This window comes from Providencia xihuensis, assembly GCF_041953405.1.
GTDB classification, from domain to species: domain Bacteria; phylum Pseudomonadota; class Gammaproteobacteria; order Enterobacterales; family Enterobacteriaceae; genus Providencia; species Providencia vermicola.
The window spans coordinates 991,160-1,017,480 of the sequence record NZ_CP169565.1; the positions used below are offsets into that span (position 1 = coordinate 991,160).

The 26,321-nt window shown below is 40.2% G+C and carries 25 protein-coding genes; 18 read left to right on the forward strand and 7 right to left on the reverse strand.

Features of this window, described 5'->3' with window-relative positions; genetic code table 11:
• Positions 1 to 82 precede the first annotated feature (82 nt).
• Positions 83 to 1,003 (forward strand): LysR family transcriptional regulator, encoded by a 921-nt coding sequence (locus ACE2AL_RS04315; RefSeq protein ID WP_206084739.1) that lies wholly within the window; start codon positions 83 to 85, stop codon positions 1,001 to 1,003.
• Here ACE2AL_RS04315 and ACE2AL_RS04320 read toward each other — a convergent pair.
• On the reverse strand, positions 977 to 1,912 hold the full coding sequence (locus tag ACE2AL_RS04320; protein ID WP_272574357.1) for a LysR family transcriptional regulator: 936 nt from the start codon (positions 1,910 to 1,912) through the stop codon (positions 977 to 979). The genes ACE2AL_RS04315 and ACE2AL_RS04320 overlap by 27 nt on opposite strands.
• 125 nt (positions 1,913 to 2,037) lie before the next feature.
• Between ACE2AL_RS04320 and lysA the strand changes: the two genes are divergently transcribed.
• The 4 genes from lysA to ACE2AL_RS04340 all read left to right on the forward strand — a co-directional run bounded on the left by lysA (position 2,038) and on the right by ACE2AL_RS04340 (position 6,048).
• A complete protein-coding gene (lysA, locus tag ACE2AL_RS04325; protein WP_375084046.1) occupies positions 2,038 to 3,297 on the forward strand; it encodes a diaminopimelate decarboxylase in 1,260 nt (419 codons plus the stop codon).
• Between the two features lie 170 nt (positions 3,298 to 3,467).
• Complete coding sequence (locus ACE2AL_RS04330; RefSeq protein WP_375084047.1) at positions 3,468 to 4,106, forward strand: sel1 repeat family protein; 639 nt, start codon at positions 3,468 to 3,470, stop codon at positions 4,104 to 4,106.
• Between the two features lie 17 nt (positions 4,107 to 4,123).
• Positions 4,124 to 5,359, forward strand: a complete 1,236-nt coding sequence (locus ACE2AL_RS04335; RefSeq protein WP_353167535.1) for a hypothetical protein — start codon at positions 4,124 to 4,126, stop codon at positions 5,357 to 5,359.
• On the forward strand, positions 5,356 to 6,048 hold the full coding sequence (locus ACE2AL_RS04340; RefSeq protein ID WP_349415767.1) for a hypothetical protein: 693 nt from the start codon (positions 5,356 to 5,358) through the stop codon (positions 6,046 to 6,048). The genes ACE2AL_RS04335 and ACE2AL_RS04340 overlap by 4 nt, the downstream gene beginning before the upstream one ends.
• Positions 6,049 to 6,125: 77 nt before the next feature.
• On the opposite strand, the gene fadE is transcribed toward ACE2AL_RS04340, so the two are convergent.
• A complete protein-coding gene (fadE, locus tag ACE2AL_RS04345) occupies positions 6,126 to 8,591 on the reverse strand; it encodes an acyl-CoA dehydrogenase FadE (protein WP_206084746.1) in 2,466 nt (821 codons plus the stop codon).
• A 391-nt stretch (positions 8,592 to 8,982) separates the two neighbouring features.
• Here fadE and lpcA point away from each other — a divergent pair, with 391 nt between their 5' ends.
• Together lpcA and ACE2AL_RS04355 are read left to right on the forward strand one after the other, a co-directional pair.
• A complete protein-coding gene (gene lpcA / locus ACE2AL_RS04350) occupies positions 8,983 to 9,561 on the forward strand; it encodes a D-sedoheptulose 7-phosphate isomerase (RefSeq protein ID WP_206084747.1) in 579 nt (192 codons plus the stop codon).
• Positions 9,562 to 9,588: 27 nt separating this feature from the next.
• Positions 9,589 to 10,356, forward strand: coding sequence for a class II glutamine amidotransferase (locus tag ACE2AL_RS04355; RefSeq protein WP_375084048.1), 768 nt, complete (start codon positions 9,589 to 9,591; stop codon positions 10,354 to 10,356).
• On the opposite strand, the gene ACE2AL_RS04360 is transcribed toward ACE2AL_RS04355, so the two are convergent.
• Positions 10,327 to 11,064 carry a murein L,D-transpeptidase family protein gene (locus ACE2AL_RS04360; protein ID WP_206084749.1) on the reverse strand — a complete coding sequence of 246 codons (738 nt, stop codon included), beginning with the start codon at positions 11,062 to 11,064 and terminating at the stop codon, positions 10,327 to 10,329. The genes ACE2AL_RS04355 and ACE2AL_RS04360 overlap by 30 nt on opposite strands.
• A 415-nt stretch (positions 11,065 to 11,479) precedes the next feature.
• Between ACE2AL_RS04360 and ACE2AL_RS04365 the strand changes: the two genes are divergently transcribed.
• The 8 genes from ACE2AL_RS04365 to nqrM all read left to right on the forward strand — a co-directional run bounded on the left by ACE2AL_RS04365 (position 11,480) and on the right by nqrM (position 18,838).
• Entirely contained in the window at positions 11,480 to 12,823 is a 1,344-nt protein-coding gene (locus ACE2AL_RS04365) for a Na(+)-translocating NADH-quinone reductase subunit A (RefSeq protein ID WP_206084750.1), read from the forward strand.
• A 4-nt stretch (positions 12,824 to 12,827) separates the two neighbouring features.
• Positions 12,828 to 14,066 (forward strand): NADH:ubiquinone reductase (Na(+)-transporting) subunit B, encoded by a 1,239-nt coding sequence (locus ACE2AL_RS04370; RefSeq protein ID WP_206084751.1) that lies wholly within the window; start codon positions 12,828 to 12,830, stop codon positions 14,064 to 14,066.
• Positions 14,059 to 14,853 carry a Na(+)-translocating NADH-quinone reductase subunit C gene (locus ACE2AL_RS04375; protein WP_206084752.1) on the forward strand — a complete coding sequence of 265 codons (795 nt, stop codon included), beginning with the start codon at positions 14,059 to 14,061 and terminating at the stop codon, positions 14,851 to 14,853. The genes ACE2AL_RS04370 and ACE2AL_RS04375 overlap by 8 nt, the downstream gene beginning before the upstream one ends.
• A complete protein-coding gene (locus ACE2AL_RS04380; RefSeq protein ID WP_047756757.1) occupies positions 14,846 to 15,475 on the forward strand; it encodes an NADH:ubiquinone reductase (Na(+)-transporting) subunit D in 630 nt (209 codons plus the stop codon). The genes ACE2AL_RS04375 and ACE2AL_RS04380 overlap by 8 nt, the downstream gene beginning before the upstream one ends.
• 4 nt (positions 15,476 to 15,479) lie before the next feature.
• On the forward strand, positions 15,480 to 16,076 hold the full coding sequence (gene nqrE / locus ACE2AL_RS04385) for an NADH:ubiquinone reductase (Na(+)-transporting) subunit E (protein WP_206084753.1): 597 nt from the start codon (positions 15,480 to 15,482) through the stop codon (positions 16,074 to 16,076).
• A 15-nt stretch (positions 16,077 to 16,091) separates the two neighbouring features.
• On the forward strand, positions 16,092 to 17,318 hold the full coding sequence (gene nqrF, locus ACE2AL_RS04390) for an NADH:ubiquinone reductase (Na(+)-transporting) subunit F (protein ID WP_206084754.1): 1,227 nt from the start codon (positions 16,092 to 16,094) through the stop codon (positions 17,316 to 17,318).
• Positions 17,319 to 17,560: 242 nt separating this feature from the next.
• Positions 17,561 to 18,592: an FAD:protein FMN transferase gene (locus ACE2AL_RS04395; RefSeq protein ID WP_272539827.1), complete on the forward strand. Its 1,032-nt coding sequence runs from the start codon at positions 17,561 to 17,563 to the stop codon at positions 18,590 to 18,592.
• An 18-nt stretch (positions 18,593 to 18,610) separates the two neighbouring features.
• Positions 18,611 to 18,838, forward strand: a complete 228-nt coding sequence (gene nqrM / locus ACE2AL_RS04400) for a (Na+)-NQR maturation NqrM (protein ID WP_206084756.1) — start codon at positions 18,611 to 18,613, stop codon at positions 18,836 to 18,838.
• A gap of 139 nt (positions 18,839 to 18,977) precedes the next feature.
• Here nqrM and ACE2AL_RS04405 read toward each other — a convergent pair whose 3' ends face one another.
• The 3 genes from ACE2AL_RS04405 to ACE2AL_RS04415 all read right to left on the reverse strand — a co-directional run bounded on the left by ACE2AL_RS04405 (position 18,978) and on the right by ACE2AL_RS04415 (position 20,950).
• Positions 18,978 to 19,343 (reverse strand): hypothetical protein, encoded by a 366-nt coding sequence (locus ACE2AL_RS04405; RefSeq protein ID WP_272539828.1) that lies wholly within the window; start codon positions 19,341 to 19,343, stop codon positions 18,978 to 18,980.
• A gap of 170 nt (positions 19,344 to 19,513) precedes the next feature.
• Entirely contained in the window at positions 19,514 to 19,870 is a 357-nt protein-coding gene (locus tag ACE2AL_RS04410) for a hypothetical protein (protein ID WP_206084758.1), read from the reverse strand.
• Positions 19,871 to 20,053: 183 nt separating this feature from the next.
• A complete protein-coding gene (locus ACE2AL_RS04415; protein WP_206084759.1) occupies positions 20,054 to 20,950 on the reverse strand; it encodes a glycerophosphodiester phosphodiesterase family protein in 897 nt (298 codons plus the stop codon).
• A 287-nt stretch (positions 20,951 to 21,237) separates the two neighbouring features.
• On the opposite strand from ACE2AL_RS04415, the gene dinB reads away from it, so the two are divergent.
• Complete coding sequence (dinB, locus tag ACE2AL_RS04420) at positions 21,238 to 22,293, forward strand: DNA polymerase IV (RefSeq protein WP_349415771.1); 1,056 nt, start codon at positions 21,238 to 21,240, stop codon at positions 22,291 to 22,293.
• Positions 22,294 to 22,339: 46 nt separating this feature from the next.
• Here dinB and pepD read toward each other — a convergent pair whose 3' ends face one another.
• Positions 22,340 to 23,800 (reverse strand): beta-Ala-His dipeptidase, encoded by a 1,461-nt coding sequence (gene pepD, locus ACE2AL_RS04425; RefSeq protein ID WP_206084761.1) that lies wholly within the window; start codon positions 23,798 to 23,800, stop codon positions 22,340 to 22,342.
• 563 nt (positions 23,801 to 24,363) lie between these two features.
• Between pepD and gpt the strand changes: the two genes are divergently transcribed.
• A complete protein-coding gene (gpt, locus tag ACE2AL_RS04430) occupies positions 24,364 to 24,828 on the forward strand; it encodes a xanthine phosphoribosyltransferase (protein ID WP_206084762.1) in 465 nt (154 codons plus the stop codon).
• Positions 24,829 to 25,012: 184 nt separating this feature from the next.
• Positions 25,013 to 26,263 (forward strand): esterase FrsA, encoded by a 1,251-nt coding sequence (gene frsA, locus ACE2AL_RS04435; protein WP_206084763.1) that lies wholly within the window; start codon positions 25,013 to 25,015, stop codon positions 26,261 to 26,263.
• The last annotated feature ends 58 nt before the right edge of the window (positions 26,264 to 26,321 follow it).

The window sequence follows — 26,321 nt, forward strand, 5'->3', positions numbered from 1 at the left end:
TGTATATTAGATTGTAATAATGATGGGAAAAACAGCATAATTAGGCTTTATTTGTTGCATAAATCGGTCGAATTGGTGGGGCATGGATAGATTAAAAGCGGTAGAAGTGTTTATCACCATTGTGGAGAGTGGCAGCCTAAGCGGTGCGGCAGATAAGCTAGATATGTCTCGTGCGATGGTAACTCGCTATTTATCTGAGATGGAACAATGGGCGGGTGTTCGGTTATTAAACCGTACAACAAGGCGGCTTAGTTTAACCTCTGCAGGGGAAGGGGTTTACCAACAATCGTTACAACTAAATGCGATTTCACAAACGGTTCCTGTGCAGCAAGAGCATGATAATCAAGCATTATCAGGGCTGGTACGTATTAGTTGCTCACAATCTATTGCCCAAAGTGCGCTTTCCATGGCAATGACCGAGTTTATGCAACAGTACCCTAATATGGCTATTGATATGCAGATCTCGAATAAATCAGTGAATCTTATTGAGGAAAGAATTGATTTAGCGATCCGTATTACTAATCAGCTAGAGCCAAGTCTGATTGCGAAGCCTCTTTCGACCTGTTATTCCGTGATCTGTGCATCTCCCCGTTTTTTGGAAGGAAAAAAGCACCCTACAAAACCCGAGGATTTAGCATTACTGGATTGTCTAACTTATAACTTTTTTGGGCGTAGTTTATGGGTGTTTGAAAAAGAAGGCGAACAGCACACAGTGTTAGTGGATGGAAGGTTGAGTGCTAATGAATCTGTTTTTATCGCCGAAGCGACCTTAAATGGCGCAGGGGTTTCTATGCAGCCTTATTATTCAGTTGCAAAGTATTTGGATTCAGGCGAATTAATCCAATTATTACCTGATTACACACCAATGCCATTAGGTATTTACGCTGTGTATGCCAGTCGGCAAAAAATGCCAACCTCACTACGTGCGGTGATCGATTATCTTGCTAACTGGTTTACTACCTCACCCCATTGGTTATCACTGATGCAGCAAGGCCAGCGCTAAATGTTGTTCAATCTGGTTAAATTGTTTTTTTAAATGTTTGGTAAATATATCAGTGAGTTGTGATGATGGGCGGTGAATAGGTCTAATTAAGCTCACCGTAAAGGGTATTGAAAAGCTTAAAGGACGCAGCGCTAGTTTACCCGAAGATTGCTGGTGAAAATCCAACGCTGTTAGTGGGTTAACAATGGAAATCCCAATACCTTTTAGAGCCATCGCACAAATAGAAGAAGCCGAATGTGTTTCCATCACCATTTTTCGGTCAATTTGCTGCTCCGCAAAGGTTGAGTCAATTAATTGGCGGTAGCTGTCAGTTAAAGACAAACTAATAAAGCGTTGATGCTGAAAATCACTGGGGGTTAAGACCTTTTTTTGAGTGAGAGGATGCCCTATAGGTAACACACACACTTCATTTAAACTTCCAAGCGTTTGTTGCTCAGTACCTGGCGGCATTTGCAAATGTTCTGTTAAACCAAAATCATAGCGCTGGGCAGAGAGCCATTCTTCGAGCACAGGAGATTCCTGAGGGATTACGGTGATACTGACATCAGGATAGCTTTCCATGAAAGAGTGGCAGACTGACGGTAAAAGGGATTGGGCAAAAGCGGGTAAGCAGGTGACAGAAATTTGGGCATGTTCAAAACGGCGTATTGTTTCTGCTGAGTTTTTGATGCGCTCTAACCCATAGTAAGAGCGTTCAACTTCTTCTAAAAATCGCAGCCCTTGCGCGGTGGGTTGCAAGCGCCCTTTGACGCGATCAAAAAGCTTAAATTGTAGTAAATGCTCAAGGCGTGCCAGTTCACGGCTGATGGTAGGCTGTGAAGTATTCAACAATGCAGCGGCTTCCGTCAAATTCGGTGCGGTCATCACTGCACGAAATATCTCAATATGTCGCCACGAAATGGCTTGCATTTTTCACCTCAAAACCAAAGCTATATCAAATATGAATAGACTTTAGCAAAATGGATATTTTTTTTCCCATCTTTTCTCTGAATAATAGACTTTAATATAATAAAAACTTGCAAACGAGAAACATAATGACTTCATTCGCAACCACTTCAAGCCAGTATTTAACCCCTGAACATTTACGTGCGCTACCTGCACAATACGGTACCCCTGTTTGGGTATATGACAGTGCAGTCATCATTGAGCGTATTAAGCAATTACAAATCTTTGATACGGTGCGCTTTGCTCAAAAAGCTAGTTCAAATATTCATATTTTGCGCCTTATGAGAGAGCAGGGCGTTAAAGTCGATTCAGTTTCTTTAGGGGAAATCGAACGTGCGCTGGTGGCCGGCTTCAAGCCAGGTCGTGAAAAGTCAGAAATCGTGTTTACTGCGGACGTGCTTGATAGAGCAACACTGGCTAAAGTGACGGAGCTGGATATACCTGTCAATGCGGGGTCAATTGATATGCTAGACCAAATTGGTCAGCAAAAAGCAGGGCACCCAGTTTGGCTTCGTATCAACCCGGGTTTTGGTCATGGTCATAGCCAAAAAACCAATACGGGCGGTGAAAATAGCAAGCACGGTATTTGGCATGAAGATTTGCCTTTAGCCTTAGAAAAAATTCGTCATTATAATTTGTCGTTAATCGGTATTCATATGCACATTGGCTCAGGCGTTGATTATCAACATCTTGCAGATGTATGTGATTCGATGGTGGCGCTGGTGACAACTGCTGGCGTGGATCTTCATGCTATTTCAGCGGGTGGTGGGTTATCGACACCTTACCGTGAAGGCGATGAATTAATCGATGTGCAGCATTATTATAGTTTATGGGATAACGCGCGCCAGCGCATAGCGCAGCATCTAGGACACGCGATTGAACTTGAAATCGAACCAGGTCGCTATTTAGTGGCTGAATCGGGCGTTTTGCTGGCGGAAGTGCGTGCTGTTAAAGATATAGGAAGCCGTCATTATGTCTTAGTCGACAGTGGTTTTAATGATTTAATGCGCCCAGCGATGTATGGCAGTTATCATCATATTTCTGTTTTACCTGCAGACGGAAGTGCTGCGGATGAGTCACAACTAAAAGACACCATTATTGCCGGCCCTTTATGTGAATCTGGGGATGTGTTTACTCAGCTTGAAGGTGGGCTTGTGGTGACTCGCGCATTACCTGAGGTCAACGTGGGGGATTATTTGGTTTTCCACGACACAGGAGCCTACGGCGCATCTATGTCTTCAAACTATAATAGCCGACCATTATTACCAGAGGTGATGTTTGTTGAGGGGAAACCGCAATTAATTCGCCGTCGTCAAACGATTGAAGAACTATTGGCATTAGAGCTGTAGTTTAAATCATTCTTCAAAAAAATTAATGGGTCCAGCTATTGAATAAATAGCTGGATTTTTTTGTTTTTAATTAAGGTTAAAATTACTCTTTTAGGTTATTTACAATATTTTCCCATCTGTAAAAATAAATTTATTATTTCTAATGGTTTATTTTATTTAAAGTGAATAATATGAAATTGATATTTTTTATACTTAGCCTCGTTTTTTTAGAGTGTAAAGCTCAAGATTTGAAAAGAGGTGTCATTATGCCATCATATAGGATGCTGTCATTTAATTATGATAGCAAATATTTAATATATGAACCGTCTATTAATGATGAGTATCCACCACCAAGAAATGAAAAAGATTTTTTCTTGTTAGTTGAAAAGGCAGCATCAGGAGATTCCAATAGTAATTTATTATTGTTTAAATTATTTCTTAAAGATTCTAATTGTAAGTATTTTGATTTTAAACCTGCCATGCCTAATTTTATTTGTAAAAAAGCTGTTAATTACTTAATTGAATCGGTTAATAGAAATCCTGATAATAATATAGCGTTATTTGAAATGAGTAAACTTTATTATAAAGGGGTTGTATTAGATGAAAATATAAATAAAGCAAATTTAATTCTAGATAAGATAATAGAAAAAGGAGGACGAGATTCTGTATTAGTCTGTGATTATTTAGTTGAAATTACTCTTTTTGATGATGAAAGAAACATAAAAGATATTGATAAAGCAAGATATTATGCAAATCTTGGCTCGAAAAATGGTAGCGATAAATGTAATAAATATCTCAATGATATAGATTACTACATGAAAAAAAAATGAAGATAATAGGAGGGGGGATGGAAGTTAAAGAATATATACCGGAACATTATTTACAAAGCGTGAATGAAGGTGATAGTCGGTTAATCGAACTAGATGATAATGGTTTCTCTAGCTATGGAGGTCCTAGTTTTACTATATTTATTGCTCCGCCAGATAGCCAATATATAGATGTTGTAGGTGATAATACAAGTATAGGGGATTCTTCTTTGGGTCATGTATTTATTGGTCTTAAAGGTACAAATCCGGAAAGTAACCAATTTGAAAGTGTATCAATAGGCTTTAGTGCGGGTAATAGCTATTTGACAAATACGGATAATATTTCGTTCGATGACCATAATAAATATTCAGAAGCATCATCTGTGACAATTGTGGGGCAAGGGCCTATATTCCACAATGATTTAAACAATTTGTTTAATACATATAACTCAATTAAAAACAACCCGGATGGTAATGAAAATTATAATTTGATATCAAACAATTGTATTGACTTTGTGAGTGATTTTCTTGAGAAATCTGGCGTCAATGGTATAAAACTAGAAGAGACGCCAAAGAAAAATTTAAAGAAAATAAAGATGATAGCAAAAGAATATAGAACACCTTTAATTATTGATTTAAATAATAATGGTGTGGAAACTTTATCATATGATCTTGGTGTATTATTTGAGTTCAATGGAAAACTAAAACAAACCGGATGGGTTTCTCCTAGTGATGCATTATTAGTTATAGATAAAAATAGTGATGGTATTATTAATGATTCTAGTGAGTTATTTGGGGATGATTATCTGAAAGAAAATGGTTGTTTTGCATTAAATGGTTTTGATGGTTTATTGGATTTTGATAGCAATAATGATGGGTTTATTAGTAATGGTGACTTTTACTGGGAATATCTTAAATTATGGCGAGATGAGAACAGTGATGGTAAAACTCAGCCTGAAGAGCTACTAGGTTTAAGTGAAATAGGTATTTCATCAATAAACTTAAATTATTCATTTTCTGACTATGTGGATGAAAATAGTAATGAACATAAATTAATATCAGAGGTAACTTGGATTGATGGAAAAAAAACAGATGTTGTTGATGTGTGGTTTAAACAAAAAGAAATATCCCATCCTGAAGACCAACTAGTTGAGTTTATTTCATTATTTAATAATGAGCCATCCATAAGCTTAAATAACAAACTAGTTACTTCAATGACAAGTACATTCCCATTTTTAATATCAAATAACGCCCGTTTATTTAATGGAATAATATGAAGTGGTTATTAATTGTGCTGGCTTTTATTTTCAGTGGATATGAGTCATATTCCTATAATGAAAGCTTTTTTAAAAGTAGTGACGTAAAACCGCCGTCATATAGAATGCTGGCTTTTTCTACTAATAATATGAAGTATGAAGAAGAGAAAAAACTTTTTCAGGCCATGATACCAATTAAAACAGCGGGGAAATTTTATCTACTTAAAAATAGTGCTGGTGAAGGTGATGCCAAAACCAATTATCTTTTGTTTTTATTATATTTTGATGATTCGAACTGTTCTGAAAAAAGCCTAGTCAATTTAAAGCGGATTGCAGATGAAAATTGTTTGATTGCATTAGAATATTTACATAAAGCTGTGATGATTGAACCTAATTTTCAGCTGGGTTTATACCGATTAGCTTACTTCAATAATTATGGCATTGGTATGGAAATTAATTTAGAACAATCAATGAAATATTGGGAAATGTTAATAAAAACTAAAGGCTATTACCGTTTATTAGCGCTAGATGCAGCAGCTGAAATATATTTTTATGAGTTTAATGAGCTTAATAAAGCAAAAGAGTATCTAACAATTTGTGCAAATGAAGGTGGGGAAATCTGTCAATTTAAACTGAGTGATTGGGATAATAAAATTAAATTACGACCTTATATATTAGAGGCTAAACAACGAGAACCCCCGAGTACGTAGAAAATTGATGTATAATTTGCACTAACAAAAAACTCAAGGAGTAGGATGCTCCTTGAGTTTTATTACTTATCTATAAACTAAGCGGCTTTCTTTTTCTTGCTAGCGTCTTCGTTTGATGGTTCATCAGGAGACTTTTTTGACGGAAGCACTCCTAAGTCATCAAATTCAAACTCATCGACATTAATTGTGCGTAATCGGCTCGCTTCTGCTTTACGTAGGATATCGGCTTCTTCCTGCGTGATGACATTTTCAGGCAGCATTTGATCAGCCAGTTTGTCTAAACGGGTAAAGCTGAGTTTACGCTCTTTCAGGCGGCAGATGCGTTCAAAAATGGGTTCCGCAGCAATAATATCCAGTAATGCTTGGTTAACTAAGCCATGCGGGTTATTTTCCGTTGGCGTTAAGTATTGACCACGGCCTAATCTGTCACGGGTTTCTGATGGCTCCATCAACAGCTGTGCCAATTTATGATCAAGTCTGTCTGATGGCATGGACATCGCACGTCCTGTAGGGAACAAAGTTATTCGCATAATCGCTGCCACCATTTTGTTCGGGAAGTTTTTCAGTAGATCATCAATTGCCTTTTCAGACTGATATAAACAATCTTCAACAGCCCATTTTACCAGTGGTAAATCCGCTTTTTGGCGACCTTCATCTTCATAGCGTTTCAAAGTTGCAGATGCAAGATACAGGTTGCTGAGGATATCCCCTAAGCGAGCTGAAATACGTTCGCGACGTTTTAAGCTGCCACCTAACACGCCCATTGCGACATCGGATAACAACGCTAAGTTAGCACTATGACGATTTAACATCTGATAATAGCGGCGTGTTTCATCTTTGGTTGGTGCGTGACTACCTCGACCGTTAGTTAAACCTAACCAGAAGCTGCGGAATTGGTTACTAATGACATGACCAATGTGACCAAATACGGCTTTATCAAATTTGTGCAGATTGTTATCTTGCGCAGCCGCCATTTCGTCTAAGACGAAAGGATGGCAACGAATTGCACCTTGACCGAAGATAATCATACTGCGAGTCAGAATATTAGCACCTTCAACCGTAATTGCGATAGGCGCACCTTGGTAAGCCCGTGCAACAAAGTTGGAGTCCCCTAAGCAGATACCTTTACCGCCTGTGATATCCATCGCATCAATAATGGCGCGCTGACCGCGGTGGGTACAGTGGTACTTAACGATAGCCGAAAGTACTGCGGGTTTTTCGCCTAACATAATACCTGAGGTGATTAATGTGGCTGCTGCATCCATCAAGTAAGTATTACCTGCGATGCGTGCTAAGGGTTCTTCGATACCTTCCATTTTACCAATCGGTAATTTGAATTGGCGGCGAATATAAGAATAGGCACCTGTTGCAATAGCGATACTTTTCAAGCTACCTGTTGAGTTTGATGGTAGTGTAATACCACGCCCTACAGACAGGCATTCCACTAACATTCTCCAGCCTTGACCAGCCATTTTGGGCCCACCGATGATGTAATCGATAGGGACAAAAATATCTTTTCCGCGAGTCGGGCCATTCATAAATGGAATATTGAGTGGGAAGTGACGGTGACCAATTTCAACGCCTGGCGTGTTGGTTGGAATTAACGCACAGGTGATGCCGAGGTTTTTCTCACCGCCCAATAGTTTGTCTGGATCTGACAATTTAAACGCAAGGCCAAGTACAGTGGCGATAGGTGCTAAGGTAATATAGCGTTTATTCCATGATAAACGCATACCTAACACTTGTTCACCCTGCCATTCTCCCATACAGACAACACCAGAATCGGGAATCGCACCTGCATCGGAGCCTGCTTCAGGGCTGGTTAAGGCAAAACACGGAATTTCTTCGCCTGTTGCTAAGCCTGGTAGGTAGCGTTGTTTTTGCTCATCAGTGCCATAATGTTGTAATAATTCACCTGGGCCTAATGAGTTTGGTACACCCACCGTGATGGCTAAAATACCTGATACACCTGCGAGTTTTTGTAATACTTGTGATTGCGCGTAAGCTGAAAACTCAAGACCACCATATTCTTTTTTGATGATCATGGCGAAAAAGCGGTGATCGCGAAGGTATTGCCAAACTTCAGGCGTTAAGTCAGCAAGCTCATGGCTAACTTCAAAATCATTTACCATGCCACACACAGTTTCTACTGGGCCATCAATAAACGCTTGTTCTTCCGCCGTTAACTGTGGTTTTGGATAATTATGCAGTTTGTTCCAATCTGGTGCACCACGGAAAAGGTCGCCTTCCCACCATGTTGTTCCTGCGTCAATAGCCTCTTTTTCAGTTCTCGACATTGGCGGCATGACTTTTTGAAACATTTTCATGGCTCGTGATGAGAAAAGAGACTGGCGTACAGGAGAAAAAACAAATGGGAATAAGACCAGAGCTACTGGCAACAACATCCAGTAACTCCAAATATTTAACATGCCCATGACGACAGTATAGGCTAATAGCAGTACTGTACTGAGTACAAGGGAGGTTCTGTGATAACTAAGTACGCCAATTAAGGCGAGAAATAACACAATGCTAAGAAGGATCATAGTGGATCTCCTGTCGACTTGTAAGAGGTCTGACCTGTTTGATAACTCAATCTATACCTAGCAATAAAGAATTAGCAATATATTTACATCTTAATTACAACTTAGTTCACAAAAAAATCAAATAATGGAAGGGATAGTTGAAATTAAAATTATTACCATTAAATAAAATAAGGTTATTAAGTATAACAAAACGTTATTTTTGTCGACGAGCTCAAGACAGCACAATCAAAAGTAGAAACAAAAAGCCCCCTGTGCAACAATCTGAGTATTAAAGCTTAATGACTGATATCCATCTGAATTTGTGTCCTAGTGAGATCGATTTACTGTAAATCATTTTGGATGTAAGTTGGCTATATTCTCAATAACGTATTCTTAATTAAGGGGAAACCTCATGTACCAAGATTTGATCCGCAGTGAATTAACTGAAGCGGCCGAGACGTTATCAAATTTCCTAAGTGACGAAGCGAATATCGAAGCCATTCAACAAGCGGCGGTGTTATTAGCGGATTCTTTTAAAGCCGGCGGCAAAGTCTTATCTTGTGGCAATGGTGGATCTCACTGCGATGCGATGCATTTTGCTGAAGAATTGACAGGCCGTTATCGTGAAAACCGTCCAGGTTACCCTGCTATTGCGATCTCAGATGTGAGCCATTTATCCTGTGTGAGTAATGACTTCGGTTATGAGTTTGTTTTCTCTCGTTTTATTGAAGCAGTTGGCATGAAAGGTGATGTGTTACTGGGAATTTCAACATCAGGTAACTCAGGAAATATTATCAAAGCGATTGCCGCTGCACGTGAAAAAGGTATGAAAGTCATCACATTAACAGGAAAAGATGGTGGCAAAATGGCAGGCACGGCAGATATTGAAATTCGTGTACCTCATTTTGGTTATGCGGATCGTATTCAAGAAATTCATATCAAAGTTATCCATATCCTTATTCAATTAATTGAAAAAGAGATGGTGAAGTAACGATTTAGCCGTTGTAGGAGCTTTTAAATGTGCGAGTTACTTGGCATGAGTGCCAATGTTCCAACCGATATTACCTTTAGTTTGAGTGGGTTAATTTCTCGTGGTGGTCAAACTGGGCCACACAAAGATGGCTGGGGAATCACGTTTTACGAAGGTCTCGGGTGTCGCACATTTAAAGATCCACAACCGAGTTTTACATCCCCCGTTGCGCGTTTTGTGCAGGAATACCCCATCAAGTCTGAAAGTATTGTGGCGCATATCCGCCAAGCTAATCGAGGGGATGTATCGTTAGTGAACACTCACCCTTTCACCAGAGAGCTATGGGGACGTAATTGGACTTATGCTCATAATGGACAACTTAAGGGATACCGTTCCCTTAACACAGGGCGTTATTGGCCTATTGGGGAAACAGACAGTGAATGGGCATTTTGTTGGATTTTGCAACAGCTGAGTGAAAAATATCCACGAAAACCGTCAAACTGGAAAAGTGTCTTTCGTTTTATTGCAACTTTAGCTGATCAATTGCGGAGTAAAGGTGTCTTCAATATGTTGTTGTCTGATGGGCAATATTTGATGGCGTTTAGCTCAACGAAATTACATTGGATCACGCGTAAAGCGCCGTTTGGCATGGCTAAGTTGCTCGATCAAGATATTGAAATTGATTTTGCACAGTGCACAACACCAACAGATATCGTCTCTGTGATTGCAACTCAACCTTTGACAGCCAATGAAGACTGGCAAAAGATTGAGCCAGGTAATTTTGTGTTATTCCACCTTGGTCAGCGCATACTGTGATTTCATCCCTAACAATTTTGTTGGGGTATCAGGTAGGCCCATGACTGCATATTTTCCTGAATTTACAGAGACCTGTGCGAGTCTTCCTGTTTGGTTGAAATACTCATAGGCAGGCTGTAGTTGCTGCCAAAACGTGTAATGGCTTGAATTTCGGTAGCGCAGCATATTTTCTTTCGTCATTTTAAACGGATAGATATTTACGCTAATCGTCGATTGGCCATTTAGCAAGGCAGTTTCTACCGTTTGGTAGATTTCGCCCATGTACTTATCGGTCATCGCATAACAACCCACCGATACGCAGCTGCCGTGGATCATCAGGTAACTTCCGCTATACCCTTGGGCTTTATCGAACTCATTAGGGAAACCTATATTGATAGATCGGTAATACCGACTATTAGGGTTGAGTTGCTCTGCTGTAATTTGATAGAAACCTTCGGGGCTTTTAAGATCACCCTCTATTTTCTTTGGCCCTAACCCACCAGAAAACTTACAAATGGGATAGGTTTTCGACAAGGTATATTTGCCTGATGGTGTTTTTTGGTAGAGTTCAAGTACACCTTCTTGCTTAAATATTTGTATAAATATCGATGAATCTGGATTTGCTCGTGATTCATTCTTTAGCAAAAATGAAGCGTTATTTGCCTGAGCAACCAATGTATACATGAGTACAAATGGAGATATGGCACAAAGTAGTTTACTTTTTTTCATGCTTAAGCCAAATATTTAAGGTGGAGTTGATTAAAAATAACACATATTTTACACATTTTAGACGAGCTGTTTAAAAATTAATATAGGTTGTTAATAGTTTTTAAATGAATCTTTATTGGCTAAATAATAAACAGTCATCGATAAACATGAGTTTATTGCTCGGCAATATCGAATTGTTAATGGAAAAAATTAAATAATAATGCAATTTGCTTGAACTATATCACTTCTCTAGACGGACAGCGTGAGCTGAAACTGATAAAATTACGACTGGCAGAAGACAGGAATTTAGTAACAATTTTGTGAGAATACTCGCTCAAGTCACGAAGGTGACTTGAGTAGTTTTTATGACTGAGTCGCTATCATTCATTGCTGAATCGTTAGCTTAGGGTTTAACTGATAAACTTGTGCAGATCTTATGATTAAAATTAAAAAAGGCCTCAACCTTCCCATCGCAGGTGAGCCAGCCCAAGTGATAGAAGACGGCCCGAAAATTCAACACGTAGCATTGCTAGGTGAGGAATATGTCGGAATGCGTCCTTCGATGCTGGTTAAAGAAGGTGAGCGTGTAATAAAAGGGCAGGTTCTCTTTGAAGACAAAAAGAACCCAGGGGTCGTATTTACGAGTCCTGCCTGCGGAAAAATTGTTGCTATTCATCGTGGTGAGCGTCGTGTACTTCAATCTGTAGTCATCGAAATTGAGGGGGATGAGCAAGTCACTTTTGCTGCATATACCCGTGATGAACTACCTGCATTAACTCGTGAGCAAGTCGAAGATAACCTAATTAAATCAGGTATGTGGACCTCTTTAAGAACGCGTCCATTTAGCCGTTCTCCGCAACCAGGCTCTTCACCGATTGCTATTTTTGTGACTGCAATGGATACCAGCCCATTAGCTGCTGACCCTGTTGGTATTATTCGCGAAAATGAGCAAGCATTTAATGATGGCTTATTGGTTCTTAGCCGCTTAACGGAAGGTAAAATCCATGTATGTCATGGAGAGGGAGATTTGCCAAAGGTTAACAGCCAATCACAAATTACTTATACCCAGTTTGGCGGGCCACACCCTGCGGGGTTAGCTGGTACTCACATTCACTTCTTGGAGCCCGTTAGCATCAAGAAAAAAGTGTGGAGCTTGAATTATCAAGATGTTATCGCTATTGGGAAGCTATTTGTTACGGGTCACTTATACACTGACCGTGTGGTTTCCCTTGCAGGGCCTCAAGTTGAAAAACCGCGCTTACTCCGCACCCGCCTTGGGGCTGATTTATATGAATTGACTCAAGGACAACTCAAAGCAGGTGAAAACCGTATTATTTCGGGTTCTGTGCTTTGGGGGGTTACCTGTGATGAAGCTCATCACTATCTTGGTCGTTTTCATAACCAAGTTTCTGTTCTCGCAGAAGGTCGTGAAAAAGAATTATTTGGATGGATTATGCCAGGGGTAAATAAATTCACTATTACCCGCACAACGATTGGGCATTTTTTGAAAAATAAACGCTTTAACTTCACGACGACGATGAATGGTGGTGAGCGTTCAATGGTACCAATTGGTAACTACGAACGTGTGATGCCACTGGACATTATGATTACGCACTTGTTGCGCGATCTCCTTGCGGGGGATACCGATACATCACAAGAACTAGGCTGTTTAGAGCTGGATGAAGAAGATTTGGGGTTGTGTACCTACGTCTGCCCAGCGAAGTATGAATACGGTCCGGTGCTACGTGATGTGTTGTCCAAGATAGAGCTAGAAGGGTAATTCCATGGGTCTGAAACATTTATTTGAAAAATATGAGCACCATTTTGAGCCCGGTGGAAAGTTAGCGAAATACTATGCACTGTATGAAGCAGTTTCGACTGTTTTCTACACGCCAGGTACAGTCACTAAAGGTCGTTCTCATGTCCGAGATACTATCGATCTTAAACGTATGATGATCTTGGTGTGGCTCGCCGTTTTTCCAGCGATGTTCTGGGGGATGTATAATGTGGGAAATCAAGCGATCCCTGCATTACATCAACTATATAGTGGTGTTGAATTACAGCAAATTATTGCGAGTGATTGGCATTACAGCTTAGCGCAGTTCTTAGGCGCATCATTGTCGATGGACGCGGGATGGGGAAGTAAAATGCTGCTAGGTGCAGTGTATTTTCTTCCTATTTATGCAGTTGTTTTCTTGGTTGGCGGGTTCTGGGAAGTTTTATTTGCCATGATCCGCGGCCATGAAATCAACGAAGGTTTTTTCATCACATCCATCTTATTTGCATTGATTGTTCCACCTACAATTCCACTATGGCAGGCTGCACTAGGGATTACCTTTGGTGTGGTTGTTGCGAAGGAAATCTTTGGGGGAACAGGGCGTAACTTCTTAAACCCTGCATTAGCGGGTCGTGCATTCTTATTCTTTGCTTACCCTGCACAAATTTCGGGCGATTTAGTTTGGACTGCGGCGGATGGTTTTTCAGGTGCAACGCCATTGTCCCAATGGGCAACGGGCGGTGAGCACGCACTGATGAATACCGTGAGTGGCGAACCTATTACATGGATGCAAGCGTTTTTAGGTAACATGCCTGGGTCTATCGGTGAAGTATCGACACTGATGCTGTTTATCGGTGGTGCGCTGATTATGTTCTTTCGCATCGCATCATGGCGTATTGTGGCTGGCGTGATGCTAGGCATGATCGCGATGTCTTATGTGTTTAATCTTATCGGTTCAGACACCAACCCATTATTTGCGATGCCATGGTGGTGGCATATGGTGTTAGGTGGTTTTGCATTCGGTATGATTTTTATGGCGACAGACCCTGTATCCGCGTCATTTACAGATAAAGGTAAATGGGCTTACGGTATTCTGATCGGCGTAATGTGTGTTCTTATCAGGGTGGTTAACCCAGCTTACCCAGAAGGGATGATGCTGGCTATCCTGTTCGCCAATCTGTTTGCTCCTCTGTTTGACTATCTGGTCGTTCAGGCAAATATTAAGCGGAGAAAAGCTCGTGGCTAATGAAAAAACAATCAATAACGATGGCGTCGGCAGAACATTTCTTGTTGTGTTTATTCTATGCCTCGTGTGTTCAATTATTGTTGCTGGGGCCGCGGTTGGGTTAAAACCACAGCAACAGGAACAAATCCAATTAGATACTCAACGTAATATTTTGAGTGTTGCGGGGCTTTCAACGCCGAAAATGAGCGCAGAAGAAGTGCAGAAAGTGTATGGCGAGCGTATCGAACCTAAGCTTTTAAACTTCAAAACAAATGAGTTATCTGATAGCACTGGGCGTTTTGTGTTAAATGATGAACTGCGTAGTGATGAAACGAGTATTGCACTTTCACCGCAGGAAGATATTGCGAAAATTCGTCGTCGTGCGAATAGTGCTGAAATCTACTTGGTAAAAGATGATTCTGGCAAAGTCTCGCAAATCATTTTACCTGTTTACGGTTCAGGCTTATGGTCAGTTATGTACGCTTTTATTGCAGTTGATGTTGATGGTGTGACATCTCGAGGTATCACTTACTACGCACATGGTGAAACACCAGGGCTGGGTGGGGAAGTGGATAACCCGCAGTGGAAAGCGCAATGGCCAGGTAAAAAACTGTTTAATGAACAAGGTATCCCAGCAATTAAAATTGTGCGTAGTGGTGCAACCGATAGCCCTTATGGTATCGATGGACTTTCGGGGGCGACGCTGACATCAAACGGTATTCAGCACATGTTTGATTTCTGGTTAGGTGACAACGGCTTTGGTCCGTTCCTGAAAAAAGTACGTGAAGGAGCGCTGAATAATGGCTGATTCAAAAGAAGTAAAACGCGTCCTACTTGGGCCGCTATTCGATAATAACCCAATCGCCTTACAGGTGTTGGGTGTGTGTTCTGCATTAGCCGTCACGACAAAACTAGAAACAGCGTTGGTGATGACCATTGCGGTGACACTGGTTACTGCATTTTCCAACTTTTTTATCTCATTGATTCGAAACTACATCCCAAGCAGTGTGCGTATTATCGTGCAAATGGCCATCATTGCTTCACTGGTTATTGTGGTGGACCAAATATTGCGTGCTTATGCCTATGAGATATCAAAACAGCTTTCAGTATTTGTTGGCTTAATCATTACTAACTGTATTGTCATGGGGCGTGCAGAGGCTTATGCCATGAAATCACCTCCGATTGAAAGCTTTATGGATGGTATTGGTAATGGCCTTGGCTACGGTGTCATCCTTGTTTTAGTTGGTTTCCTGCGTGAGCTTTTTGGTTCGGGTAAACTGTTTGGTATCACCGTATTTGAATCACTGCAAAACGGTGGTTGGTACATGCCAAATGGCCTGTTCTTACTGGCTCCAAGCGCATTCTTTATTATCGGCATGCTGATTTGGGGGTTACGTACCCTGAAACCCGCTCAAGTAGAGAAGGATTAATCAAATGGAACATTATATAAGCCTATTTGTTAAATCCATTTTTATTGAGAATATGGCGTTAGCCTTCTTCTTGGGGATGTGTACATTCCTTGCGGTATCGAAGAATGTGAAAACCGCGTTTGGTTTAGGGATTGCCGTTACGGTCGTTCTTGGAATTTCTGTTCCTGCCAATAACTTGGTGTACAACCTTGTGCTGCGTGATGGTGCGATAGCCGAAGGAGTGGATTTATCCTTCCTAAATTTTATTACCTTTATTGGGGTGATAGCGGCGCTGGTTCAGATCCTCGAGATGATTTTGGACCGTTATTTTCCATCGCTGTATAACGCATTAGGTATCTTCTTGCCATTGATTACCGTTAACTGTGCAATTTTTGGTGGCGTTTCTTTCATGGCTCAGCGTGATTATAACTTTAGTGAATCCATTGTTTATGGGTTTGGTTCAGGAATCGGCTGGATGCTTGCTATCGTATTGATGGCTGCTATCCGTGAGAAGATGAAATACTCTGATATCCCAGCAGGTCTAAAAGGGTTAGGTATCACCTTTGTGACGACCGGTTTGATGGCATTGGGCTTTATGTCCTTCTCCGGTGTGCAGCTATAAAGGCGAGAAGAATTCATGGAAATTATTATTCTAGGTGTAGTGATGTTTACCCTGATTGTCTTGGTGCTGACAGGTTTAATCTTGTTTGCAAAATCCAAGTTGGTCAATACAGGGAACATCAAAGTTGAAGTTAATGGCGATCCTGATAAAAGCTTTGAAGCCCCTGCGGGTGACAAATTGCTTGGCATGTTATCGAGCCAAGGTATTTTTGTTTCTTCTGCATGTGGTGGTGGTGGTTCATGTGGTCAGTGCCGTGTGAAAATCAAAGAGGGCGGTGGTGATATTTTACCCACTGAACTTTCGCACATAAACAAACGTGAAGCCAAAGATGGCTGTCGTTTAGCCTGCCAAGTTAACGTGAAGCAAGACCTTAAAATTGAGCTTCCAGAAGAAATTTTTGGTGTGAAAAAATGGGAGTGCGAAGTTATCTCTAATGATAATAAAGCGACTTTCATTAAAGAATTAAAACTGAAAATTCCAGAAGGCGAAGTTGTTCCTTTCCGTGCTGGTGGTTATATTCAGATTGAATGCCCAGAACATATTGTAAAATATGAAGATTTTGATGTTCCTGAGGAGTATCGAGAAGATTGGGATAAATTTAATTTGTTCCGTTATGTCTCTGAGGTTAAAGAGCCAACGGTGCGTGCATATTCAATGGCTAACTACCCTGAAGAGCACGGTATTATTATGCTGAACGTACGTATTGCAACACCTCCACCACGTAATCCTGACGTTCCACCTGGGATCATGTCATCTTATATTTGGTCATTAAAAGCCGGTGATAAAGTGACAATTTCAGGTCCATTTGGTGAGTTTTTTGCGAAAGAAACGGACGCTGAAATGGTCTTTATTGGTGGTGGTGCAGGTATGGCACCAATGCGTTCCCATATTTTCGACCAATTACGCCGTTTGGATTCAAAACGTAAAATCAGTTTCTGGTATGGTGCGCGTTCTGTTCGTGAAATGTTCTATACAGAAGACTTTGATGAGTTGGCGGCAGAACATGAAAACTTTACGTGGAATGTAGCACTTTCAGATCCATTACCAGAAGATAACTGGAATGGCTATACAGGCTTTATTCATAATGTTCTGTATGAGAATTATTTGAAAGACCATCCTGCACCTGAAGATTGTGAGTTCTATATGTGTGGACCACCAATGATGAATGCTGCAGTGATCAAAATGCTGAAAGATTTGGGCGTTGAAGATGAAAATATCTTACTGGATGATTTCGGTGGTTAACTAATTTTATTGGCTTTATTGTACTTACCAAGTAAAGTACGGACAGTTATCAAATAAAGAGGGAAAAATTTTCCCTCTTTATTATTTATATTAATACCGTTAGTTGCTAATTATTTTATTGGTTATTAATAGGTTGAGAGTTATTTTGACTTGAACATTCTCTGCATGGGTGACGATGTAAAGTGTGTTAATAGTCTGAGCGAATCTAACAATACGCGCTCATGATTGACGCGGAGAAAATTATGCTGAACAAAAAAATTTATACCTCAGTCTTGTTGTTTGTTGCTGCGCTGTTCTTGACCGCTTGTGGTGGCCCAGAGCAACAAAATTTGCAAGGGCAAACAATGGGGACTTATTATACTGTAAAATATGTCACTGATTCTTCAGAACAAAAACCTGAAGCGATTCAAGCTGAAGTTGATAAGCGTTTGGAGGAAGTTAACGACCAGATGTCAACCTATCGTCCAGATTCTGAATTAAGTCGCTTTAACCAATTCAAGGAAGTGAATACCCCTTTTCCTGTATCAGCGGCGACAGCAAAAGTGGTAAGTAAGGCCATTGAAATTAATAAACTGACGGATGGTTCTTTGGATGTGACTGTTGGGCCATTAGTGAATTTATGGGGCTTTGGGCCAGAAGGTCGTGTGACGAAAACACCTTCAGATGAAGAACTCGCCAAACGCCGTGCATGGGTCGGGATTGAAAAACTTTCAGTACAAGATAACAACTTGATTAAAACCATTCCAGAGCTATATGTTGACTTGTCTTCTATTGCTAAGGGGTATGGTGTTGATGTTGTTGCTGAATATTTAGAGTCACAGGGTATCAATAACTATATGGTCGATATCGGTGGCGAAGTGCGCACGAAAGGTAAAAATGGCAAAGACGCGCCATGGCGTATTGCTATTGAAAAACCATCAACGGATGGTTTGAGCCAAACAGCACAAGAAATTATTGAACCAGGTGACCGTTCTATTGCTACATCAGGTGATTATCGTAATTATTTTGAACAAGATGGCATTCGTTTCTCTCATACCATTGATCCCAAAACAGGGAAGCCAATTACGCATAACCTAGTGTCTATCACTGTGATCGCAGACAATTGTATGAGTGCAGATGGCTTATCAACTGGGCTAAATGTTTTAGGTCCAGAAGCGGGCTTTGCTTTAGCTGAGAAAATGAATGTGCCTGTTTTTATGATTGTTAAGACAGATAAAGGTTTCGAAGAGCGTTATACTAAGGCATTCGAACCGTTTTTAACCAAAAAACAGTAGTTGTAGGAGGATAAAGGAATGCTGAATGTTTTTATTGCTGCCTTTGTACTGTTTTTACTGGCCTTTTTAGGCATGTCGCTTGGGTACATTATTAAACGTAAGAGTATTCAAGGTAGCTGTGGCGGGTTAAGCAGTATTGGTGTTGAAAAGGTGTGTGATTGCCCTGAGCCTTGCGATGCACGTAAAAAACGTATGGCTCGTGAAGAAGCCCGCCAAAAAATACTGGATAAAAACCGTATTATTTGAATAGTAATATTTAGTGGTTGTATAACTAGTAATCAGTTGGAGGTGTCTAAACATAATTATTAGACATCTCCACATATTATTTTATCTTGTATGAGCAAGAATATAATCAATATTTACTAAGAATAAGTCATAAACAACTTCATGACATCCGTGTTAAAGCCATTGAGCAAGAACTAGATGAAGGAAAGGCAACATACAAGCGTTTGGAATCACCATTAACACCTATGATTGCTTTCCCATTATCTGAGGTAGCGAAGTTACAAGGAAGAAATGAACCATTACCCCAAGTTTCACCGCTTTCTGTTATAAACGTGACTCGCCAAGATATTTGTTTTCCATAGGAAAAAACAAAACTATAGGCATCCTTTAAAACTTGTTTATCTTTTATATCATTAAAAACTTTATAGGTTTTCATAAAATCAGATGTATTAATGACTAATTCAAGTTCTTTGATATTTTCATTCCAATAATTTTCAACAGTGACTAAACCTAATGGTGCTACCATATTAACCTCTTAATATAAATTTACTCTATTTTTAATATAGAGTTTTGAATGTAATTAAATTGACGTATTCTTAGCTAAGAATAAATAATAATATAAATAAGATGAGTTTTATTTTTAAATTAAGATAATTTAAAATACGCTATTGCTATCTTATTTTTCTATTATATGGTCTAAATTAGCTGCATTTTTTTAGCACATGAAGCAGAGACAGGGTAATTAACATGCATGCTTTTTGTATTGCCATCAAATCTAATCGTAACCTTCCCATTATCACTGCTGTTAATTTGGCAAGGTAAAAAGTCACCACTACTCCACAGTTCATTATTTTTCGTTGTAATTTTAGCTTTCCAAGCACTTTTACCTGTTGTTGAGTAAGAGAATGAATTAGAGCTAGATGTGGTGTCTCCTAGATTATAAAATATAAAGACACTATCATAGGGGTTATCACTATTATGATAGTGTATTTCAATTTTTCTTAATGTTTCATTCCAATAATTTTCGACAGTCATTGTTCCAAATTTTGACATATAAAACCTTTTTTTAATTTATTTTAAATGGAATTTTTGGGTGGGTTAAATATATCAAGTTTTATATAGAGGTAAATTAAGAACAATTATTATTAATTGATGAAAAGAGATAAATACTTTTAGGATATAATTTAATACCTAAGCTATTAATAAAGTAACAATAGCTTAGGTGATGTTAGTGGATTATTTTTTAAATGCTTTAGGTGAATCAACCATTACAGCATCCACACCAATTTCTTTTGCGAGTTGGTAGTCATTGTCAGTATTAACGCCAAAGACAATGATATAGGCATTGCCATTTTTTCTAAAACAGTTGATGGCTTCTTTATCCCATGAAAGGGTAGCCGGTGAACGTGCTTCACCTAAAGTGTATTTCTCGACGACTTCGACTTTACGATGTAGCTCAAAACCATACCAACGCGTTTTCGTGGTGTCATTTTCCACGGAACATTGATGGTTCATCACAATATTTGCCAACATAGTACGGGTCTCATCGCGGCTTTCAAATAGCGGTATCTTTGCTGAAAGAGATTTAAGTGCTGTTAAAAACTCATCATTGGTGGAATAAAAGCGTACCTGATTGAATGTGTTGGTTTTATTTAAAAGCGCCAGAATTGCTTTTGCTTGAACGTCAGGGTTGGCATCAGGCGATTTTAAATCAATATAAAAAGTGGTATCAGGGTATTTTTGTAGAATAGTTTCTAAGGTATTGATGGTGGTCTTTTGTAATGGAAGCTGTTGATTATGTTTTTTACTGAACTGGTAGCCTGCATTAATTTTACTCAGTTGCTCAGCAGTATAAGCGGACACATTCCCCTTTTTATCTGTTAACGAATCAAGGTCGCTTGGGCGGTATAGAACCAATTGATTATCTTGGCTCAACTGTACGGTAAGCCAAATCGCATCAGCTTTATTTTCTTTTGCTAAATCGATGGCATAAATTGTGTTTTCTGGGGCGTCAGCGGTTCCTGCTCGGTGAGCAACAATTTTAGGTGATAAAGCGAAAGCGGTCTGACTTGCAAGCAAGAGTACGAGTGTTGCCATAAATTGAATATATTTTGATGTTGATATAATTGCCATAGGTGTGATCCATAAATAATTTGTCAAAGTATTGTTGTTGGGGAAATAACCCTTTTTATTACGTTTTTATATAAAAGTAAGTATTTCTACTTGTTTTTAAGACAAACTTTAAATTGAGTCGTCAGTTAATGAGCTTGGCAGATGATTGTTGCAGTAAGATGAATGAGTTAATTATCATTAAGTTAACCCTTTTTTTATTAAACAGCTTTTAGGAAAAGGGACATTAATTGCATGGCTAATAAAAACACTGTATATTTAATCAGGTGTTTGATTTTCAGGGCTAGCTCGTGCGTAAAATTATTCATATTGATATGGACTGCTTTTATGCGGCAATAGAAATGCGTGACGACCCAAGCCTACGCAATGTACCTATTGCGGTGGGAGGAAGTGCTGATCGCCGAGGGGTCATTAGTACCGCAAATTATGAAGCTCGCCGCTACGGTGTTCACAGTGCCATGTCTACAGCCGTCGCACTTAGGTTATGCCCGCACCTTAAAGTCGTCCCAGGGCATATGGCGTTATATAAAGAAACTTCCCTTCATATTCGCCAAATATTTGCGCGTTATACCGACCTTATCGAGCCACTTTCTCTTGATGAAGCTTATTTGGATGTGACTGATTGTACGCAGTTACATGGTTCTGCAACGCTTATTGCAGAGGCTATTCGCCAACAAATTTTTGATGAGCTCCAACTGACAGCTTCTGCGGGGATCGCACCCGTTAAATTCTTGGCCAAAATTGCTTCAGATATGAACAAACCAAATGGGCAATTCGTGATCACACCACAAAATATGGATCAATTCATTCTTAATTTGCCCCTTAGAAAGATCCCCGGGGTGGGTAAGGTAACGTCACAAAAATTGGCTGATATGGGGCTGATAACTTGTGGTGATGTACAAAAATATGATGTGGTCACCCTGATCAAAAGTATGGGTAAATTTGGGCAGGTACTTTGGGAACGTTGCCATGGTATTGATGAACGTTCCATCAACCCGGATAGACTTAGAAAATCGGTGGGAGTTGAACGTACGCTCGCTAAAGATATCCATGAATGGCATGATTGTCTGCTACTGTTAGATAAACTGTATGATGAGCTACAGCTCCGTTTAGCCAAGGTAAAACCCGATCTGCGTATTGCACGCCAAGGTGTTAAATTTAAGTTTGCGGATTTCCAACAAACAACACAAGAACATGTGTATCCCATTCTAAATAAGCAAGACTTAGTGCAACTCGCACAGCAAGTTTGGGAGAATCGTCGGTTAAAGCGAGGCGTTAGGTTAGTGGGGCTACATGTGATGCTACAAAGCCCACAATTAGAGCGGCAGTTATTACTTGAACTTTAAAAAAATGCTCACCACAAGGATGAGCATTTTATTCAGTATTAGTAGATTAACCTTTTACTGGAATCGCTTTTAACACCGCAGTTAACAGTTTCCAATACTCGCCAACACTGGCGATATGAACGCGTTCGTCTGGCGAGTGAGCACCACGAATGGTAGGCCCAATGGATACCATGTCCATGTCTGGGTAAGGTTTTTTGAATAAACCGCACTCAAGGCCAGCATGGATCACCATCACATTCGGGATTTTACCAAATAATTTGTTATAGGTTTCGCTCACTAAATGCATTACTGCAGAGTCAGCATCTGGCTGCCAACCTGGGTAACTACCTTCTGCGCGGTATTGTGCTTTCGCTAATTTACTGATAGAAGTTAGCATGTTAACGACGTAGTTTTTACCGCTATCAATCAGTGAACGGACGAGGAAGATAATCTCTGCTTTGTCTTCCGTCATGCGTACCACGCCTTCATTCAGTGAGGTTTCAACAACACCTTTTGCGACATCACTCATACGAATAACGCCATTTGGCGCAGCGTTTAAGAAGAAAACAAAGCGTTGTTGGCAGTCATCAGACAGTGCTTTTAAGTCGCTTTGTGTTTCATCTAACAACAGCACTAAGTTAGGTTCAACAACCGCTAACTCATTTTTCAGGATGCTTTCGTAACGAGCTCTTAATGCAGTCAGTTCAGTAACTTTATCTGCTGGAACAGAAATAATGGCATGTGCTTCACGTGGGATGGCATTACGTACTGTACCACCTTTAAACTCTAATAGTTTTAGGCTGAGATCTTCTGCGTGGCCAGCAAGGAAACGTGCTAATAGTTTGTTTGCATTGCCTAAACCTAAATGAACGTCACCACCCGAGTGACCACCTTTTAAACCTTTTAAGGTCAAGGTAAAGGTTTGGTAACCCTGTGGTAATGCTTCACGAGTTAGGTCAAAAGTGGTTGTGAAGTCAACACCACCAGCGCACCCCATGTAGATTTCGCCTTCTTCTTCGGAATCTGTATTGATTAAGATATCTGCTTGTAACCAGCCTGCTTTCAGACCAAATGCGCCTTCCATCCCAGCTTCTTCGGTCATGGTCAGCAACACTTCCATTGGGCCGTGTTCAACGCTATCATCAGCTAAAACAGCCAGTGCAGAAGCCAAACCAATGCCGTTATCGGCACCTAATGTCGTCCCTTCAGCAGTTACCCATTCACCGTTCACATACGGGCGGATTGGGTCAACTTTAAAGTCATGCACAGTATCGTTATTTTTTTGTGGCACCATGTCTAAGTGGGCTTGCAGCACAACGGCTTTGCGGTTTTCGTAGCCAGCAGTCGCTGGTTTACGGATCAAAATATTGCCGACTTCATCACGTTCAACGTGGAAGCCTTTTTGTTTTGACCAATCAACGATATGTGCTGCTAAGGCTTCTTCGTGGTACGAAGGATGTGGAATAGAGCAGATGGTAGCGAAGATGTCCCACAGTGGTTGGGGGGATAGTTTGGATAATTCAGACACGTTTATCTCCTATGATTTTCCCGTTATATTTCAAGCTATAGCGTTGTTGGCTACACTCACAAACCTGCGTCACATACTAATGTATGCTCCTCGGATTTGTTCATTTGCCGCCTAGCTATAACTTGAACTATTTAGGGAAAATATCCGTTATATTTCAAGCTATAGCGTTGTTGGCTACACTCACAAACCTGCGTCACATACTAATGTATGCTCCTCGGATTTGTTCATTTGCCGCCTAGCTATAACTTGAACTATTTAGGGAAAATTCCCTGAATCATCTAGACAGCAGCCGATTGACAGTCAACGCGAGTTTCAGCTTCAATTTTTAAAAGGGACATTGCTGTAATTATGACCTAACAGCCTGAAGTTTCGAATTAAAGGCCGCCTCTTTTATAAAATCAGGATAACACTTTCTTTTGAATAATGGACAGTGTAAATGATAATAATTAATGGCGAATGATGCTTTTTACTGGTTTTTAGCGCGCCGAATCACTATAATCTCGCGCAACCTTTTTTCCGCAAGACACATTTCAGATTTACTCAGCAGTCGGGACCCGAATTTTATGAGCGAAAAATATGTCGTAACGTGGGATATGTTGCAAATACATGCCCGTAAACTCGCACAACGTTTATTACCAGTAGAACAATGGACCGGTATTATCGCGGTTAGCCGTGGTGGACTTGTTCCAGGTGCACTTCTTGCACGTGAACTGGGTATTCGTCACGTTGATACCGTTTGTATCTCTAGCTATGATCATGATAACCAACGTGAATTAACGGTTATCAAGCGCGCAGAAGGCGATGGTGAAGGCTTTATCGTTATTGATGATTTAGTCGATACAGGCGGCACTGCCCAAGCGATCCGTGATATGTATCCAAAAGCTCACTTCGTGACCATTTTTGCAAAACCTGCAGGGCGTCCATTAGTTGATGACTATGTGGTTGATATTCCACAAGATACATGGATTGAACAGCCTTGGGATATGGGCGTTGTCTTTGTTAAACCTTTGTGTGAACAAGATAAATAAATCTGTTTGTCACTTAGCGTTAGGTAAAAATATTGTAATAATAAAGTCTTATGGATTTTATTGATGACGAGAACACATTAATACCTAAAGTTTTTGAGATAAACACGATATAATTTGGGGAGTGCATTATGTGCATTCCCCTTATTTTTGGGTTCCATTCAGCGACGGTATACAGGTAATTGGGATGACTCAACAAAATTTATCCGAAAAACTCTTTAAGCCTAAAGTCAGACAGATTGAAACATCGACACTGGTTTCTTATTCCGCCCAAACGCTGCCTCAAATCAAAGAGCACAGTGTACTGAGTGGTTCACATCATACAGGATGGTATCGCATGATTAACCGCTTGATGTGGATTTGGCGCGGAATAGATGCATTAGAAATTGAAGACGTGCTTAGTCGTATTGCGATTTCTAATGCGCAACGTAGTAATGAGCGTCAACTAGATACCGTCATCGGTAATCGTTCAGGTAATTGGTGTTTTGAATGGTCTCAACAAGCGATGCATTGGCAACAAAAAGCCTTAGAGTTCGAACAAGGTATTGATGCAGGTAATGCATGGCTGCGTTCAGCAAATTTATACAGTATTGCAGCCTATCCGTTTATCAAAGGTGATGAGCTGGCGGATCAAGCGATTCTACTGGCTAACAAAGCCTATGATAGCGCCGCAAAGTTCTCCGAATATCGTTTAAAGAAAATTCCTTTTAAAGTGGATGGCGGTAAAGAAGTTTACGGTTTTTTGCATATCCCATCTCATGGGCAAGGCCCTTATCCAACGGTGATGATTTGCGGTATGCTAGATAGCTTACAGATTGATTTCTGTCGCTATTTTCGTGATTATCTTGAACCATTAGGGATAGCGATGTTAACACTGGATATGCCATCCATTGGTTATTCGGTCAAATACAAGTTAACCCAAGAAACCAGCACATTACATGAGCAAATTGTTCGCCAAATCGATGATATAGCATGGATTGACCATACGCGCTTTGGCATCGTAGGAATGCGCTTTGGTGCAAACATAGCATTAAGGTTAGCTTATATGTGTCCCGAGAAAATTAAAGCGGTCGCTGTGATAGGTCCAATTGTGCACAGTTTATTGCACGAAGAGAAATATCAACGAGATATTCCTCGGATGGTTTTGGATGTGTTCGCCAGTCGTCTGGGAATTTACCAAGTTGATGGCTCCGCGTTGCGTCATGAACTTAGTTGTTATTCTCTTAAAAATCAGGGGCTTTTGGGTAGGAGAAGCAAAGTTCCTATGTTGGCGGTCAGTTTAAAAGATGATATTTATAGCCCGAAGGCGGAAGCGGAGCTAATTAAACGCTCTTCTATCGATGCGGACGCTATTATGTTACCAAGTCATCCCGTATTCGCCAACTTTGAGAAAGCACTAAGTGAAACAACGTCTTGGTTGAAAACAAAAATACTTTAAAATAATTTAATAACTTGCTTATTTTTTCCCATTTGTTAAAAAGGGATCTTCCCAAGAA

Excerpts from the sequence above, each read along its gene's own strand:
- ACE2AL_RS04410 (WP_206084758.1), bottom strand. The coding sequence starts at position 19,870 with ATGTCAAAATTTGGAACAATGACTGTCGAAAATTATTGGAATGAAACA.
- nqrF (WP_206084754.1), top strand. The coding sequence starts at position 16,092 with ATGGAAATTATTATTCTAGGTGTAGTGATGTTTACCCTGATTGTCTTG.
- ACE2AL_RS04335 (WP_353167535.1), top strand. The coding sequence starts at position 4,124 with ATGGAAGTTAAAGAATATATACCGGAACATTATTTACAAAGCGTGAAT.
- ACE2AL_RS04395 (WP_272539827.1), top strand. The coding sequence starts at position 17,561 with ATGCTGAACAAAAAAATTTATACCTCAGTCTTGTTGTTTGTTGCTGCG.
- ACE2AL_RS04415 (WP_206084759.1), bottom strand. The coding sequence starts at position 20,950 with ATGGCAATTATATCAACATCAAAATATATTCAATTTATGGCAACACTC.
- nqrE (WP_206084753.1), top strand. The coding sequence starts at position 15,480 with ATGGAACATTATATAAGCCTATTTGTTAAATCCATTTTTATTGAGAAT.
- ACE2AL_RS04355 (WP_375084048.1), top strand. The coding sequence starts at position 9,589 with ATGTGCGAGTTACTTGGCATGAGTGCCAATGTTCCAACCGATATTACC.
- ACE2AL_RS04340 (WP_349415767.1), top strand. The coding sequence starts at position 5,356 with ATGAAGTGGTTATTAATTGTGCTGGCTTTTATTTTCAGTGGATATGAG.
- gpt (WP_206084762.1), top strand. The coding sequence starts at position 24,364 with ATGAGCGAAAAATATGTCGTAACGTGGGATATGTTGCAAATACATGCC.
- nqrM (WP_206084756.1), top strand. The coding sequence starts at position 18,611 with ATGCTGAATGTTTTTATTGCTGCCTTTGTACTGTTTTTACTGGCCTTT.
- ACE2AL_RS04315 (WP_206084739.1), top strand. The coding sequence starts at position 83 with ATGGATAGATTAAAAGCGGTAGAAGTGTTTATCACCATTGTGGAGAGT.
- frsA (WP_206084763.1), top strand. The coding sequence starts at position 25,013 with ATGACTCAACAAAATTTATCCGAAAAACTCTTTAAGCCTAAAGTCAGA.
- ACE2AL_RS04320 (WP_272574357.1), bottom strand. The coding sequence starts at position 1,912 with ATGCAAGCCATTTCGTGGCGACATATTGAGATATTTCGTGCAGTGATG.
- ACE2AL_RS04405 (WP_272539828.1), bottom strand. The coding sequence starts at position 19,343 with ATGGTAGCACCATTAGGTTTAGTCACTGTTGAAAATTATTGGAATGAA.
- ACE2AL_RS04370 (WP_206084751.1), top strand. The coding sequence starts at position 12,828 with ATGGGTCTGAAACATTTATTTGAAAAATATGAGCACCATTTTGAGCCC.
- lysA (WP_375084046.1), top strand. The coding sequence starts at position 2,038 with ATGACTTCATTCGCAACCACTTCAAGCCAGTATTTAACCCCTGAACAT.
- ACE2AL_RS04360 (WP_206084749.1), bottom strand. The coding sequence starts at position 11,064 with ATGAAAAAAAGTAAACTACTTTGTGCCATATCTCCATTTGTACTCATG.
- lpcA (WP_206084747.1), top strand. The coding sequence starts at position 8,983 with ATGTACCAAGATTTGATCCGCAGTGAATTAACTGAAGCGGCCGAGACG.
- fadE (WP_206084746.1), bottom strand. The coding sequence starts at position 8,591 with ATGATCCTTCTTAGCATTGTGTTATTTCTCGCCTTAATTGGCGTACTT.
- ACE2AL_RS04330 (WP_375084047.1), top strand. The coding sequence starts at position 3,468 with ATGAAATTGATATTTTTTATACTTAGCCTCGTTTTTTTAGAGTGTAAA.
- ACE2AL_RS04380 (WP_047756757.1), top strand. The coding sequence starts at position 14,846 with ATGGCTGATTCAAAAGAAGTAAAACGCGTCCTACTTGGGCCGCTATTC.
- ACE2AL_RS04365 (WP_206084750.1), top strand. The coding sequence starts at position 11,480 with ATGATTAAAATTAAAAAAGGCCTCAACCTTCCCATCGCAGGTGAGCCA.